General features: G+C 52.0%; 14 protein-coding genes and 1 pseudogene. 10 read left to right on the top strand and 5 right to left on the bottom strand.

The features are described from left to right. Positions 1-25: 25 nt before the first annotated feature. Positions 26-484 (bottom strand): Ivy family c-type lysozyme inhibitor, encoded by a 459-nt coding sequence (locus HMPREF2954_RS05035; RefSeq protein ID WP_045074076.1) that lies wholly within the window; start codon positions 482-484, stop codon positions 26-28. Positions 485-577: 93 nt separating this feature from the next. Between HMPREF2954_RS05035 and HMPREF2954_RS12905 the strand changes: the two are divergent. Continuing rightward, positions 578-688 (top strand): annotated as a pseudogene (locus HMPREF2954_RS12905) (IS5/IS1182 family transposase); the annotation flags it as partial. 84 nt (positions 689-772) lie between these two features. On the opposite strand, the gene HMPREF2954_RS05030 reads toward HMPREF2954_RS12905, so the two are convergent. The 3 genes from HMPREF2954_RS05030 to rpsT all read right to left on the bottom strand — a co-directional run bounded on the left by HMPREF2954_RS05030 (position 773) and on the right by rpsT (position 3,336). Continuing rightward, on the bottom strand, positions 773-1,453 hold the full coding sequence (locus HMPREF2954_RS05030) for a DUF502 domain-containing protein (protein WP_045072337.1): 681 nt from the start codon (positions 1,451-1,453) through the stop codon (positions 773-775). Positions 1,454-1,611: 158 nt separating this feature from the next. Then, a complete protein-coding gene (locus HMPREF2954_RS05025) occupies positions 1,612-2,832 on the bottom strand; it encodes a phospholipase A (RefSeq protein ID WP_045072336.1) in 1,221 nt (406 codons plus the stop codon). A 240-nt stretch (positions 2,833-3,072) separates the two neighbouring features. Beyond that, on the bottom strand, positions 3,073-3,336 hold the full coding sequence (gene rpsT / locus HMPREF2954_RS05020; protein ID WP_002212556.1) for a 30S ribosomal protein S20: 264 nt from the start codon (positions 3,334-3,336) through the stop codon (positions 3,073-3,075). A 303-nt stretch (positions 3,337-3,639) separates the two neighbouring features. Between rpsT and HMPREF2954_RS05015 the strand changes: the two genes are divergently transcribed. The 5 genes from HMPREF2954_RS05015 to ilvC all read left to right on the top strand — a co-directional run bounded on the left by HMPREF2954_RS05015 (position 3,640) and on the right by ilvC (position 8,890). Further along, positions 3,640-4,782: an extracellular solute-binding protein gene (locus HMPREF2954_RS05015; protein WP_003769278.1), complete on the top strand. Its 1,143-nt coding sequence runs from the start codon at positions 3,640-3,642 to the stop codon at positions 4,780-4,782. A gap of 437 nt (positions 4,783-5,219) precedes the next feature. Beyond that, positions 5,220-6,944, top strand: a complete 1,725-nt coding sequence (gene ilvB / locus HMPREF2954_RS05010; protein WP_003779359.1) for a biosynthetic-type acetolactate synthase large subunit — start codon at positions 5,220-5,222, stop codon at positions 6,942-6,944. A gap of 11 nt (positions 6,945-6,955) precedes the next feature. Beyond that, positions 6,956-7,447, top strand: coding sequence for an acetolactate synthase small subunit (ilvN, locus tag HMPREF2954_RS05005; RefSeq protein ID WP_003766119.1), 492 nt, complete (start codon positions 6,956-6,958; stop codon positions 7,445-7,447). Positions 7,448-7,509: 62 nt separating this feature from the next. Beyond that, positions 7,510-7,803 (top strand): putative quinol monooxygenase, encoded by a 294-nt coding sequence (locus tag HMPREF2954_RS05000; protein ID WP_045072335.1) that lies wholly within the window; start codon positions 7,510-7,512, stop codon positions 7,801-7,803. Between the two features lie 73 nt (positions 7,804-7,876). Further along, positions 7,877-8,890: a ketol-acid reductoisomerase gene (gene ilvC / locus HMPREF2954_RS04995; protein WP_045072334.1), complete on the top strand. Its 1,014-nt coding sequence runs from the start codon at positions 7,877-7,879 to the stop codon at positions 8,888-8,890. A gap of 135 nt (positions 8,891-9,025) precedes the next feature. Here the strand turns inward: ilvC and HMPREF2954_RS04990 are convergent, their stop codons facing one another. After that, on the bottom strand, positions 9,026-9,361 hold the full coding sequence (locus HMPREF2954_RS04990) for a hypothetical protein (RefSeq protein ID WP_039409615.1): 336 nt from the start codon (positions 9,359-9,361) through the stop codon (positions 9,026-9,028). A gap of 303 nt (positions 9,362-9,664) precedes the next feature. Between HMPREF2954_RS04990 and HMPREF2954_RS04985 the strand changes: the two genes are divergently transcribed. The 4 genes from HMPREF2954_RS04985 to HMPREF2954_RS04970 form a co-directional block, all read left to right on the top strand. Further along, positions 9,665-10,516 (top strand): mechanosensitive ion channel family protein, encoded by an 852-nt coding sequence (locus HMPREF2954_RS04985; RefSeq protein WP_003766621.1) that lies wholly within the window; start codon positions 9,665-9,667, stop codon positions 10,514-10,516. Between the two features lie 32 nt (positions 10,517-10,548). Further along, complete coding sequence (locus HMPREF2954_RS04980; protein ID WP_045072332.1) at positions 10,549-11,415, top strand: hypothetical protein; 867 nt, start codon at positions 10,549-10,551, stop codon at positions 11,413-11,415. A 244-nt stretch (positions 11,416-11,659) separates the two neighbouring features. Then, positions 11,660-13,696: a M3 family metallopeptidase gene (locus HMPREF2954_RS04975; RefSeq protein WP_045072331.1), complete on the top strand. Its 2,037-nt coding sequence runs from the start codon at positions 11,660-11,662 to the stop codon at positions 13,694-13,696. Positions 13,697-13,960: 264 nt separating this feature from the next. Then, the coding region (locus HMPREF2954_RS04970; protein WP_070689032.1) for a helix-turn-helix domain-containing protein at positions 13,961-14,147 on the top strand (187 nt) is incomplete at its 3' end.

Raw genomic sequence — 14,147 nt, 5'->3', positions numbered from 1 at the left:
AAAAGGTCGTCTGAAAAAAGACACCTTAATTGTTTTGTTCTTTACGCCATTCTGCCTTCAGAAAATTTAATTCTGCCTCCGTGGGTTTACCGTAAATGTAGATTTGATCCGGATTGTCTGCAGAAAAGGAGTCATCATTTTTATAAACAACATGATAAGCAGCGATATGTTGTTTGTCAGTCAGAATATACATGTTGTTGCCTCCGCAGTTATGCGGTTGGCACATGGTGGTGTAGTAGTAGGTCTTGCCGCCGATTTTCACACTTTCCAGCGGCGGCATCGGACCTGCCATTTTACGCACCCAATTGTGCATAGGGGCTTTGGGTGCATGTTTGCCGACTTGTTCGTGCCAAAGCTTTTTGAAAGCGGGTTGTTTGTACCAATCAAATAGGAATACCTCTTCGCCTTTACTGTTGGTTACAGGTGCGGAGACGGCTAGATTGGGCAGAAACAAGGCAAGCAGTAAAGCAGATAAATATTTCATGTTTATATTTTGAGGTTGAATAAACTTTCAGGCTGTTGGTTTATGCGTTCAGCTCGTCTGAAAATTTCAGTCATCACGATTTTCCCAACGCCAAAGTATAGTGGGTTAAATTTAAATCAGGACAAGACGACGAAACCGCAGACAGTACAGATAGTACGGCAAGGCGAGGCAACGCCGTACTGGTTTAAAGTTAATTCACTATACAACAGCTAAAAACAATAATGACAATGTAAATAGCCATGAATCAAGGCCAAAAGGACCATGTGTCATGTGTTTGCCATCTCTAGTTTATTTTTCTAAACATCGTATTTCGGCTTGGGCTTTGAGCGGCAAGTCATCCGGCATCACCATGCCCAACGAAATCACATATTTCAATGCTTCGTCCACGCTCATATCGAGTTCGCGCACGTCGCTTTTTTTCACCATGATGTAATAGCCGCCGGTCGGGTTGGGCGTGGTCGGCACATAGACGGAAAGATAGTCGTCATCGTGCGGCAGGCTGCCTTTGAGTTTGTCGGGAATATGCCCTGAAACAAAGGCAATCGTCCAAATATTGGGTTGAGGGAACGGAACCAGCACGGGCGTTCTGAACGAGCGGCTGCTGTCGGAGAGCAGGGACTCGGATACTTTTTTGACGCTGGAATAGATGGACTTGACGACGGGAATCCGTCCCAACAGGCTGTCCCATGCGGCGAGGATTTGACGCCCCAAAACGTTGGCGGCGAACACGCCGGTCAGAAATAAGACGACGATGGCGGCAATAATGCCCAGGCCGGGAATATTGAATCCCCAGAAATATTGTGGCTGCCATTGCTCGGGCAGCAGGCTGATCAGCCGGTCGGCGGCTGATATGATATAGCTGACCGCCCAAATGGTTACGGCTATCGGCAGCCATACCAGCATGCCTGTAATCAGATATTTTTTTAATGCCTTGGCAACTTTTCCGCCTTCGGCCGTTTGTTCTGTCATCTTCTGTGTCATTCCGACAAATATCGCCCAAACGTTGCATTATACGCGTTTGGGCGATAGGAAACGAGTGTTTTTAATATGGGAAGGGTGTTTGTTTTGCTTTCAGACGACCTGCGTGCAACATGATGTAAAAGGTCGTCTGAAAACGGGGTTGGGCGTCAAATTCCGTCCCAGTCGTTGAACATCAGGCCGATGCCGATGCCGTTTTGTTTGTGGTTGTAATCAATCAAGCTTTCGCCGTAGCCGTGAAAGCCGCGCACGACGCCTTTGAGTTTGCCTTTAATCGGGAAAGTATAGGCGGCTTCAACCGCGCCGTGTCCGGTTTTGGGATTGTAGCGCAGAAGGGACGAAATATTTTGTTTGTCGTTCAGACGGTATTGCAGCTTCAAATCGCCATAACCCATATAGTCGGTAATGTCGGGATTGTCGTTGTTTTCACCGGTCTGATCAAAGGCGCGCATCCACACGCGCGGGATGACGGTCAGTTTGCCCCATTCCATCCCCGCCAATGCGTAAACGCGGTTCCATGAGCGGGATTCGGGGCGGCTTTGTCCGTTGGATTGGTGGACGAAGCCTGCGCCGACCATCCGCAGTTTGCCGCCGAACGGCAAATCTGCCTTCACGGGCTGGGTCAGGAAGATTTCGGGTTCGTAATCGGTATTGCGGAACGGTGCGGATTTTCTGCCTTGGTTGTAAATCTGCCAATCGGATTTTTGGGTGTAGCCGAACCACAAATCCGCGCGGGTTTTAAACAAATCTTCGGCGATTTTGCTTTTGAACGAAACTTGCAGTTTGGTTTCTATGTGTTTCTGTTCGCTAAATTTTTCCTGATTGGTCGTGCCGCGTGAAGGGGAATGGGGATGGAGGTTGGGTGAGCTGTTGTACCATGCGGGCATCAGGTACATGGGATTGTGCTCGCGCACGCTTAGCAAGCCGCGCGAGTCGTTTTTGTCCAAATCGTACATCAGGCTCAGTGGCGTGTAGGCATCGGCTGCGGTGCGTAGATTGTCTTCCGAAAGGGTGGATTGCTCTTTATTTTCGTCAAACACAATCGTCGCCGCCTTTTTCTCACGGCTGGTGCTGATGGTTTTGGGCAAATCGACCGGTGCTTTGGCGGTTTCTTCGCGAATGACGGGCAGCGGTGCTTGCGGCGGCAGTTGAGCCGAGTAAATGCTGTCGTAACACGCCAAACGGGTAGCATTGTCTTGAATAGAGGTGCATTGCAAAGCCGTGTCGGCGTAGGCGGCAGGAGCGGCTGTTCCGCCGATAAGGATAAGCATCAAAGCGCGCCGACATTTGGAGAATGACGGTTTTTTGTTCTTTAGGGCATTGCTTTGCGCCAAATCGTGTTTCAACATCTTGTTCATCATTTCATTCATGGGATTGCCGATTGGGTGTTTTCAGACGACCTTTTGCCTGAAAATCGGGATTAATCGTGTGAAAAACAGATTAAACCGCATTTTACCGCCTTGCGCCTGCTTTACGGCAGGTCGTCTGAAAAGTTTACATCAACTTGCACCACATACGGCAATGCCCCTGAAAGGTTAAGACCTCAGGGGCATCGTTATCTGCTTGCCTGTCCCGACGCGGTAACACGCCAAGGCGATGGGCGGAAAAGATTAAGCCAATGCTTTTACTTTGGCAGACAGACGGCTCTTATGGCGGGCTGCTTTGTTTTTGTGGAATACGCCTTTGTCAGCGATACGGTCGATGACTTTGACGGACTCTTGGTAAACTGCTTGAGCAGCAGCTTTGTCGCCGGCTTCAACTGCTTTCAACACTTTTTTCACTGCGGTACGGAATGCGGTACGCAGGCTGGCGTTGTGGGCGCGTTGTTTAACCGATTGGCGGGCACGTTTGCGGGCTTGTGCGCTGTTTGCCATATTGAATATCTCCTGAAAAAATAAATTCTGTAAACGCGCAATTTTAAAGACAGATTCCTCTATATGCAAGTATTTTCTCTGTTCGCGCGCGTAAATCGCCCGTATTTTGCCCAAAAACGACATCTTGTGCAACGCCGTTTTCCCGAGCCTAAGAAATCGTGCCTTATTTCAATAAAAATCAGTCAGATATTGCTTTGAGTTCTCACTTACTTCCATTACAATAGCCCCGCTTTGCGCCGGGGTATTGATGGGGTGCAGAGTGTTCATTTTCCGTTAACAATCTTTCATCAGGAATCTGCCCGTATGAAAAAATCCGTATTAGCCGTATTGGCGGCATTATCGCTGGCCGCTTGCGGCGGTGGCGAGAAAAAAACCGAGCAACCTCAAGCAGGCAGCGCGCCTGCTGCCAATGCCGAAGCAGCCGCCACCGATACTTTGAACATCTACAACTGGTCGAACTACGTTGACGAGAGCACCGTTGAAGACTTCAAAAAAGCCAATAAGCTGAAGCTGACCTACGACCTTTACGAAAACAACGAAACCCTCGAAGCCAAAATGCTGACCGGTAAATCCGGCTATGACTTGGTCGTTCCCGGTATTGCCTTCCTGCCCCGTCAAATCGAGGCGGGTGCCTATCAAAAAATCAATAAAGACCTGATTCCCAATTACAAAAACATCGATCCCGAATTGTTGAAAATGCTGGAAACTGCCGATCCGGGCAACCAGTATGCCGTTCCTTATTTCTCCGGCGTCAACACTTTGGCAATTACAGCAAAGGGCAAAGAACTGTTGGGCGGCAAGCTGCCTGAAAACGGTTGGGATTTGCTGTTCAAGCCTGAATACACCAACAAGCTGAAATCATGCGGTATCGCCTTGTGGGACACGCCGAGCGAGATGTTCCCGATTTTGCTGAACTACTTGGGTAAAGACCCCAAAGGCACAAATCCTGATGATTTGAAAGCGGCGGCGGAAGTGCTGAAAGCCATCCGTCCTGATGTAAAACGTTTCAGCCCGTCTATCATTGACGAACTGGCGCGCGGCGACATCTGTCTCGCAGCGGGTAACGGCGGCGACTTGAACTTGGCGAAAGCCCGTTCCGAAGAAGTGAAAAACAACGTCGGCATTGAAGTTTTGACGCCGAAGGGTATGGGCTTCTGGATTGAATCTTGGCTGATTCCCGCCGATGCGAAAAACATCGCCAATGCCCACAAATACATCAACTATACGCTTGATCCCGAAGTGGCTGCGAAAAACGGCATTGCCGTTACCTTCGCGCCCGCAAGCAAACCGGCACGCGAGAAAATGCCTGCCGAATTGGTTAACACCCGCTCCATCTTCCCGAATGCTCAGGATATGAAAGACGGTTTTGTGATGCCGCAAATGAGTTCGGATGCGAAGAAACTGTCGGTTAATCTGTGGCAGAAGATTAAAGTTGGTTCGAACTGATGGTTTGATGCTTTGAAGTGAAAGGTCATCTGAAAACCTTGAATTGGGGTTTTCAGACGACCTTTTCTTATGAATCAAACTGAGAAGGCACCTTTCAATCCTACATTTAAAATGTCAACAATTTTATGAACAAAGATACGAGATACAAGAAACCCAAATCATATTTATCCTATAAAAATCAAAAAACAATCTTCACAATATTCAAACAACGTTAAAAGATGAAAGATTTTGTCTTGATTGAACAGGCGGTTTGCGTTATCGTTTGCATTCTTTCATTCATAAACTCTGTGTTTCATCCTAATTGATTGGACAGTCTGACTGTCGCCGTGTTCCTTCAATGCGCGTACCCTAAACCGCTGCTTGGAGGGCTTGCATTACAGGTGCTGTGGCGAGGCGGGTTGCCCCTATTGGTTTGAAGCCGTATAAAAGAGGTCATTATGCAATTATCAGGTGCACAAATCATAGTGCAAAGTCTCAAAGCCGAAGGTGTAGAGTACGTTTTCGGCTATCCGGGCGGCGCAGTCATCGAAATCTACGACGCTATTTTCCAACTCAATAAATTCAAGCACATCCTGACCCGACACGAGCAGGCGGCGGTACACGCGGCAGATGCGTATGCGCGCGTCAGCGGCAAAGTCGGCGTCGCGCTGGTTACTTCCGGTCCGGGCGTGACCAATGCGCTGACAGGCATCGCCACTGCATACAGCGATTCGATTCCGATGGTGGTCATCAGCGGACAGGTCGGCAATTCGCTCATCGGTACGGATGCGTTTCAAGAGGTGGATACGGTCGGCATTACCCGTCCGTGCGTCAAACACAATTTCTTGGTAACCAACGTCAACGAGCTTGCCGAGACCATTAAAAAGGCATTTCAAATCGCCGCCAGCGGCCGACCCGGCCCGGTCGTAGTCGATATTCCCAAAGATGTAACGCAGGCGATGGCGAAATTCAGCTATCCGCAGGAAGACATCTTTATCCGCTCTTACCAACCTGTCGTGCAAGGCCATATCGGGCAGATTAAAAAAGCCATCCAAATGTTGGCTTCCGCCAAACGTCCGATCGTTTATTTCGGCGGCGGCGTGGTATTGGGCAATGCTTCGGAAGAGCTGACGAAGTTTGTCCGCATGACGGGCGCACCATGTACCGGCACACTGATGGGGCTGGGCGCGTACCCTTCAAGTGACCGCCAATTCTTGGGCATGCTGGGTATGCACGGCACTTACGAAGCCAACCTCGCCATGCAAAACGCAGATGTCGTGTTGGCAGTGGGCGCGCGTTTTGACGACCGTGTCGTCTCCGTTCCGTCCAAATTCTTTGAAAAAGCCAAAAAAGTCATTCACATTGATGTTGACCCGTCCAGCATCGCCAAACGCGTCAAAGTCGATATTCCGATTGTCGGCGACGTGAAAAACGTCTTGTCCGAAATGATTGCCTTGTGGGGCAAACAGGATGCGCCTGCCGCCGACTCTTTGGACAAATGGTGGAAAAACATCGAAGAATGGCGTTCGCGCAACTGCCTGTGGTTTGACAACGACAGCGAAATCATCAAACCGCAATATGTCGTGCAGAAACTTGCCGAAGTTACCGGCAATTCCGCCATCATCACTTCGGACGTGGGGCAACACCAAATGTTCGCGGCGCAATATTATCCGTTCGAACGCCCGCGCCAATGGCTCAATTCCGGCGGCTTGGGTACGATGGGCGTAGGCCTGCCGTATGCGTTGGGCGCGAAACTCGCCGCTCCCGACCAAGACGTATTCTGTATTACGGGCGAAGGTTCGATTCAGATGAACATCCAGGAATTGTCCACCTGCTTCCAATACCATGTCCCGATTAACGTCGTTACCCTCAACAACGGCTACCTCGGCATGGTTCGCCAATGGCAGGAGCTGTATTACGGCAACCGCGAATCGGAAACCTATTTCGATTCCCTGCCCGATTTCGTCAAACTGGCAGAAGCATACGGGCACATCGGCATCCGCGTGGACAAAAAATCCGATGTTGAAGGCGCGCTTTTGGAAGCGGTCAAACAAAAAGACCGTCTGGTATTTATCGACTTCTTGACCGATAAGAAACAAAACGTGCTGCCCATGGTCGGCAACGGCAAAGGTTTGGACGAAATGGTCCTGCCGCCGCACATGCGCGAAAACCCGAAAGCGTAAGGAGAACGACAATGCGACATATCTTATCTGTTCTGATGGAAAACGAATCAGGCGCGATGAGCCGCGTGGTCGGCCTTTTCTCCGCTCGCGACTACAACATCGACTCCTTGGCAGTAGCCCCGACCGAAGACAAAACCCTTTCGCGCATGACCATCGTTACCCACGGCGACGAGCAAGTCATCGAACAAATCACCAAGCAACTCAATAAATTGATTGAGGTCGTCAAAGTGGTCGATTTGAACGAAAGCCGTTTTGTCGAACGCGAACTGATGTTGGTAAAAGTCCGTGCCGTCGGCAAAGACCGCGATGAATTTTTACGCCTGACCGAAATCTACCGTGGCAGCATCATCGACGTAACCGACCGCAGCTACACCATCGAAATCACAGGCTCGACCGACAAACTCGACTCCTTCCTCGAAACCGTCGGACGCGCCCAGATTTTGGAAACCGTACGCACAGGCGCAGCCGGTATCGGCCGCGGCGAGCGTATTTTGAAAATTTAACACCGTCAGGTTTTCAGACGACCCGATAGGTCGTCTGAAAACAGAAACGGCAGGAGAGATTGATGTCAAACATTAAAATCGTCGCGCTGGTTACCGTCAAACCCGAATACACGGAAACGCTGAAACCCTTGTTCCAAAGCCTGGTCAAATCCAGCCGCGCGGAAGAAGGCAACATCAGCTACGATTTGCATCAGGAAATCGGCAAACCCGAGCGTTTCGTCTTCGTCGAAAACTGGAAATCCCAAGCCGCCATCGACGCGCACAACGCCAGCGAACATTTCCAAGGTTTCGTCAAAGCCATCGACGGCAAAACCGATGCGCTCGAAATCGTTTTGATGGAAGAACTCTCCGTTTAACCCTTTACCCTCAATCCAACCGTCCGGCATCCTCAACACAAAGCCGGAATCCATTTTACCCAAAGGAAATCAAATGCAAGTTTATTACGATAAAGACGCCGACCTGTCCCTGATCAAAGGCAAAACCGTCGCCATCATCGGCTACGGCTCACAAGGCCACGCCCACGCCGCCAACCTGAAAGATTCAGGCGTAAACGTAGTAGTCGGCCTGCGCCAAGGCGGCTCTTGGAAAAAAGCAGAAGCAGCCGGCTTCGAAGTATTGTCCGTAGCCGATGCCACCAAAAAAGCAGACGTAGTGATGATTCTGCTGCCCGACGAAAACCAACCCATCGTATACAAAAACGAAATCGAGCCTAACCTGAAACAAGGTGCGGTACTCGCTTTCGCACACGGCTTCAACGTCCACTACAACCAAATCGTGCCGCGTGCCGATTTGGACGTGATTATGGTTGCCCCCAAAGGCCCCGGCCACACCGTACGCAGCGAATTTCTGAAAGGCGGCGGCGTGCCTTCCCTGATCGCCGTTTACCAAGATAAAAGCGGCAGAGCCCGCGACATCGCCCTGTCTTACGCCGCAGCCAACGGCGGCACCAAAGGCGGCGTGATTGAAACCAACTTCCGCGAAGAAACCGAAACCGACCTCTTTGGCGAACAAGCCGTATTGTGCGGCGGCGTGGTCGAACTGATCAAAACCGGCTTCGAAACCCTGACCGAAGCAGGCTACGCGCCCGAAATGGCATACTTCGAATGCCTGCACGAAATGAAGCTCATCGTTGACCTGATTTACGAAGGCGGCATCGCCAACATGAACTACTCCATTTCCAACAACGCGGAGTACGGCGAATACGTTACCGGCGTGGAAGTCATCAACGACAAATCCCGCGAAGCCATGCGCAACGCCCTCAAACGCATCCAAACCGGCGAATACGCTAAAATGTTCATCCAAGAAGGCGCCGTCAACTACGCCAGCATGACCGCCCGCCGCCGCCTGACTGCCGACCACCAAATCGAAAAAGTTGGCGCGCAACTGCGTTCCATGATGCCTTGGATTGCCAAAAACAAACTAGTCGACCTGGACAAAAACTAATCCGACTCGGTTCAGCCATAAGCAAACCTGCCCGACGATTCGGGCAGGTTTTTTGTTATACACAGCGTAAAAAGGTCGTCTGAAAACCCAAATGTATTTCAGACGACCTTTTTATACCTAAGCTCTAAAAACCGCTTACTTCACAATCTCAACCGGACCGTGATCGTCGCAGTGGTCGCCGTGTTGGTGGTGCAGGCGGCCGTTGACGATGTAGTCGGTGTGATCGCCGTGCGGTACGGCTTCATGGCCGCAACCTTCGCCGTGAACGTGGCCTTTGCAGGTATCGACGGGATGGCAGCCGTCGGGATTGGTTTCATTGACGCTTAAGCTGTGTTCGTCGTAATGGCCGTTGTGTTCGTGGTGCAGATGACCGTCGTGCAGATAGTCGGTGTGGTCGCCGTGTTTGATGGCGGTATGGCCGCAACCGGCGCCATGGGTATGGTCGTGATGATCGTGGATTTTGCAAGTCATTTTGATTCCTCGTTATCGATGGTTAATTCAAACCCTTTAGGTTACGGTCTCTATGTTATCCTTTTTTGGCAGTTCAGTAAACAATTTCTTCTTTATTAACATAGTGTTACGGTATATCATTATAGGCTTTAAAGGTCGTCTGAACGCGCCATTTCGATGTTATGACTCTTGCGGATGTTTCAGACGACCTCCCCATTCGTTATCATTTATAATGTCATTTCTTAGGCGGCCCGGCAGTCCGTGCCGATGATGTGTATAGGTCGTCTGAAAACAATATCAAGATAAATATAGGATTTTTACACTATGTGGGACACAGTACGGCAATGGCTGCATACTCTGCCGGTACGCGAGGAAGTGGTGGAATCGGTGCTGATGGTCATGGCGCTGCTGGTTTTGCGGGGAGTTTTGCTGAACCTGTATCTGCGCCGCCACCCGCATTACAGCATCGAGGAAAAACGCCGCTCCTTGGTACTCAGCCGCAATCTGACGCTGATTTTAACGATTTTCGGGCTGGCGGTAATTTGGGCGACTCAAATCCAGACGCTGGCGCTGTCGATGTTTGCCGTAGCGGCGGCGATTGTGGTGGCGACGAAGGAACTGATTATGTGTTTGTCGGGCAGCATCTTGCGCTCGGTAACGAAACAATATTCGGTCGGCGACTATATCGAGGTCAACGGCCTGCGCGGGCGTGTGGTCGATATTAATCTTTTGAACACGTTGATGATGCAGATCGGCCCGAACCCGCTGGTCGGGCAGCTTTCGGGTAAAACGCTTTCGTTTCCCAACAGCCTGCTTTTGAACCATTCCGTCCGCCGCGACAATATTTTGGGCGATTATGTGATTCATACAGTGGAAATTCCCGTGCCGATTCATTTGGATTCGGATGTGATTGTAGGTCGTCTGAAAGCCGTATTGGAGCCTTTGTGCCAACCTTATGTGCCCGCCATCCAGCGGCATTTGGAAAACGTGCAGGCGGAGAAGCTGTTCATTACCCCTGCCGCCCAGCCGCGCGTAACCCGCGTGCCGCATGACGACAAGGTGTACCTTATCATCGTGCGCTATGCCTCGCCCGTGGCGAAGCGTTTAGAAATCCAGCAGGCGGTGTTGGATGAGTTTTTGCGCGTACAATACCGCCTGCTAAACCCTCAAGCTTAACCCCATAATCTATTAATAATCAGGAAAATACTATGTTGCCCGAATCCGCCCTTACGCAAATGTACCCCGTCATCATGACCCCTAGCCACGACGGGAAATATTTCCACAATTACGTCCTTTCGCTGCTCAACATCGTCCACACCAGCGCGCAAAACGGCTGGCCGCTGCAAGTGATGATGCAGCGCGGCGAGAGCCTGATTACCCGCGCGCGCAATAATTGCGTGGCGACCTTCTTGGAAAACCAAGAATGGACGCACCTCTTCTGGATAGACTCCGACATCGGTTTTTCCGCCGAAGCGTTCTACCGCCTGCTTTTGGCAGATAAAGACGTCGTTGCCGGCATTTATCCGCTGAAACGCGAAAACTGGCCTGACGAAGGCGTTCCCGCCGGCACGACCCAAGCAGATTTCGAGCGGATGTACACCGCCTACACCGTCAACACAGGCGATAAAAACGAAAACGGCGAAATCGTCCTGCGCGTCGATGAAGAAGGCTTTATGAAAGTCGATGACGCGCCGACCGGATTCATGGTCATCAAACGCAGCGTGTTCGAAAAAATGATGGTAGCCTACCCCGAGCTGAACTACATCTCTGACAGTGACTACAAACGCGAAGACAAAGGGCTGCACTACCGCTTCTTCGACTGCATGGTCGATCCCGAAAGCAAACGCTACCTTTCCGAAGACTACACGTTCTGCCGCCTGTGGCAGCAAGTCGGCGGCGAAGTTTATGTCGACGTACAATCCAACCTGACCCACCAAGGCGCGAAAATCTACCGCGGCGCGTTTGCCGATTCGTTGCAAACCAATATCGCACAAGCCGTGTTCGCCCCCGCCGGTACACCGATGAGCCTCGACCTCGCCGCCCCGCTCAAATCCAACCCGCGCGGCGCAGAATAGCGTAAAAACAGGGAAAGACGCTTTAAGCCTGACGCGATGGCACTATATCTCCCCTATCGTTTGCCCCATCGTTTTCAGACGACCCCGAATCCAAACAGGTCGTCTGAAAACACAATCGGTTCGCCCGAACGGCAAACCTAAAACCCAGACACACATTATCCCCATTTTCCCATTGACTCAGGCGGCAGCCATTTTTCAGACGACCTCCGTCCGAACCCGCCACCCACACAAAGGAATCCCATCCATGACCGACAACGTACTGCTCCATTTGGGCGAAGAACCCCGTTTCGACGCCATCCAAACCGCCGACATCAAACCTGCCCTGCAAACCGCCATCGCCGAAGCGCGCGCGCAGATTGCCGAAGTCAAAGCCCAAACGCACACCGACTGGGCAAACACCGTCGAGCGTCTGACCGACATTACCGAACGCGTCGGCAGGATTTGGGGCGTCGTGTCGCACCTCAACTCTGTGGTCGACACACCCGAACTGCGTGCCGTCTATAACGAACTGATGCCCGAAATCACCATCTTCTTCACCGAAATCGGACAAGACATCGAGCTGTACAACCGCTTCAAAACCATCAAAAATTCCCCCGAATTCGCCACCCTCTCCCCTGCACAAAAAACCAAGCTCAACCACGACCTGCGCGATTTCGTCCTCAGCGGCGCGGAATTGCCGCCCGAACAGCAGGCAGAACTGGCGAAACTGCAAACCGAAGGCGCGCAACTCTCCGCCAAATTCTCGCAAAACGTCCTAGACGCGACCGACGCCTTCGCCCTCTACTTTGACGACGCCGCACCGCTTGCCGGCATTCCCGAAGACTCGCTCGCCATGTTTGCCGCCGCCGCGCAAAGCGAAGGCAAAACAGGCTACAAAATCGGTTTGCAGATTCCGCACTACCTCGCCGTCATCCAATACGCCGACAACCGTGAGCTGCGCGAACAAATCTACCGCGCCTACGTTACCCGCGCCAGCGAACTTTCAGACGACGGCAAATTCGACAACACCGCCAACATCGACCGCACGCTCGAAAACGCCCTGCAAACCGCCAAACTGCTCGGCTTCAAAAACTACGCCGAGCTGTCGCTGGCAACCAAAATGGCGGACACACCCGAACAAGTCCTCACCTTCCTGCACGACCTCGCCCGCCGCGCCAAACCCTATGCCGAAAAAGACCTCGCCGAAGTCAAAGCCTTCGCCCGCGATCGCCTGAACCTCGCCGACCCGCAGCCGTGGGACTTGAGCTACGCCAGCGAAAAACTGCGCGAAGCCAAATACGCATTCAGCGAAACCGAAGTCAAAAAATACTTCCCCGTCAGCAAAGTCCTGGCAGGCCTGTTCGCCCAAATCAAAAAACTCTACGGCATCGGATTCGCCGAAAAAACCGTTCCCGTCTGGCACAAAGACGTGCGCTACTTCGAGCTGGAGCAAAACGGCAAAACCATAGGCGGCGTCTATATGGACCTCTACGCCCGCGAAGGCAAACGCGGCGGCGCGTGGATGAACGACTACAAAGGCCGCCGCCGCTTCGCCGACGGCACGCTGCAACTGCCCACCGCCTACCTCGTCTGCAACTTCACCCCGCCCGTAGGCGGCAAAGAAGCCCGCCTCTCCCATGACGAAATCCTCACCCTCTTCCACGAAACCGGCCACGGCCTGCACCACCTGCTCACCCAAGTAGACGAACTGGGCGTATCCGGCATCAACGGCGTCGAATGGGACGCAGTCGAGCTGCCCAGCCAGTTTATGGAAAACTTCGTCTGGGAATACGACGTCTTGGCACAAATGTCCGCCCACGAAGAAACCGGCGAGCCCCTGCCGAAAGAACTCTTCGACAAAATGCTTGCCGCCAAAAACTTCCAACGCGGCATGTTCCTCGTCCGCCAGATGGAGTTCGCCCTCTTCGACATGACCATTTACAGCGAAGACGACGAAGGTCGTCTGAAAAACTGGCCGCAGGTTTTAGACAGCGTGCGCAAAGAAGTCGCCGTCATCCAACCGCCCGAATACAACCGCTTCGCCAACAGCTTCGGCCACATCTTCGCCGGCGGCTATTCCGCAGGCTATTACAGCTACGCATGGGCGGAAGTCCTCAGCGCCGACGCCTACGCCGCCTTTGAAGAAAGCGACGACGTCGCCGCCACAGGCAAACGCTTCTGGCAGGAAATCCTCGCCGTCGGCGGCTCCCGCAGCGCGGCGGAATCCTTCAAAGCCTTCCGCGGACGCGAACCGAGTATAGACGCACTGCTGCGCCACAGCGGCTTCGACAACGCGGCTTGATAGTAAGGTTGAGGTAAAAATATAGCGGATTCGATATAGAAATACCTGAACCGTCATTCCCGCGCAGGCGGGAATCCAGAACGTAAAGTTGAAGAAACCGTTTTACCCGATAAGTTCCTGTGCGGACAGGTCTAGATTCCCGCCTGCGCGGGAATGACGGCGAAGATGTTTTTTATTGGAAATTTACTAAAAAAGGTCGTCTGAAAACTGAACTGCACCCCAAAAGTTGGACATCCCCTCCAACTCACAAGGTGCAGTTTTTTTATGAGCAAATATACATTACACTTCAAATACCAAGCCGTACTCCACTACCTGCATATACGCAGCCAACAGCGTACCGCAGACCACTACGGCATCTCACGAACCCACCTGAGACGTTGGATAACCGCCTATCAAGAAGGCGGCATCGGCGCACTTGAACATCCCCAATCCAAAACCATGCCCCAACACC

It is taken from the genome of Neisseria sp. HMSC067H09 (assembly GCF_001814135.1).
Taxonomy (GTDB): domain Bacteria; phylum Pseudomonadota; class Gammaproteobacteria; order Burkholderiales; family Neisseriaceae; genus Neisseria.
Note: the sequence above shows the minus strand (reverse complement) of the source record. Positions and strands in the feature narration are given on the sequence as shown.

What these genes read in the sequence shown, in the direction of transcription:
- HMPREF2954_RS04975 (WP_045072331.1), top strand. Translation starts at nt 11,660, where the DNA reads ATGACCGACAACGTACTGCTCCATTTGGGCGAAGAACCCCGTTTCGAC.
- rpsT (WP_002212556.1), bottom strand. Translation starts at nt 3,336, where the DNA reads ATGGCAAACAGCGCACAAGCCCGCAAACGTGCCCGCCAATCGGTTAAA.
- HMPREF2954_RS04980 (WP_045072332.1), top strand. Translation starts at nt 10,549, where the DNA reads ATGTTGCCCGAATCCGCCCTTACGCAAATGTACCCCGTCATCATGACC.
- ilvN (WP_003766119.1), top strand. Translation starts at nt 6,956, where the DNA reads ATGCGACATATCTTATCTGTTCTGATGGAAAACGAATCAGGCGCGATG.
- HMPREF2954_RS05015 (WP_003769278.1), top strand. Translation starts at nt 3,640, where the DNA reads ATGAAAAAATCCGTATTAGCCGTATTGGCGGCATTATCGCTGGCCGCT.
- HMPREF2954_RS05000 (WP_045072335.1), top strand. Translation starts at nt 7,510, where the DNA reads ATGTCAAACATTAAAATCGTCGCGCTGGTTACCGTCAAACCCGAATAC.
- HMPREF2954_RS05035 (WP_045074076.1), bottom strand. Translation starts at nt 484, where the DNA reads ATGAAATATTTATCTGCTTTACTGCTTGCCTTGTTTCTGCCCAATCTA.
- ilvB (WP_003779359.1), top strand. Translation starts at nt 5,220, where the DNA reads ATGCAATTATCAGGTGCACAAATCATAGTGCAAAGTCTCAAAGCCGAA.
- ilvC (WP_045072334.1), top strand. Translation starts at nt 7,877, where the DNA reads ATGCAAGTTTATTACGATAAAGACGCCGACCTGTCCCTGATCAAAGGC.
- HMPREF2954_RS04985 (WP_003766621.1), top strand. Translation starts at nt 9,665, where the DNA reads ATGTGGGACACAGTACGGCAATGGCTGCATACTCTGCCGGTACGCGAG.
- HMPREF2954_RS04990 (WP_039409615.1), bottom strand. Translation starts at nt 9,361, where the DNA reads ATGACTTGCAAAATCCACGATCATCACGACCATACCCATGGCGCCGGT.
- HMPREF2954_RS05025 (WP_045072336.1), bottom strand. Translation starts at nt 2,832, where the DNA reads ATGAATGAAATGATGAACAAGATGTTGAAACACGATTTGGCGCAAAGC.
- HMPREF2954_RS05030 (WP_045072337.1), bottom strand. Translation starts at nt 1,453, where the DNA reads ATGACAGAACAAACGGCCGAAGGCGGAAAAGTTGCCAAGGCATTAAAA.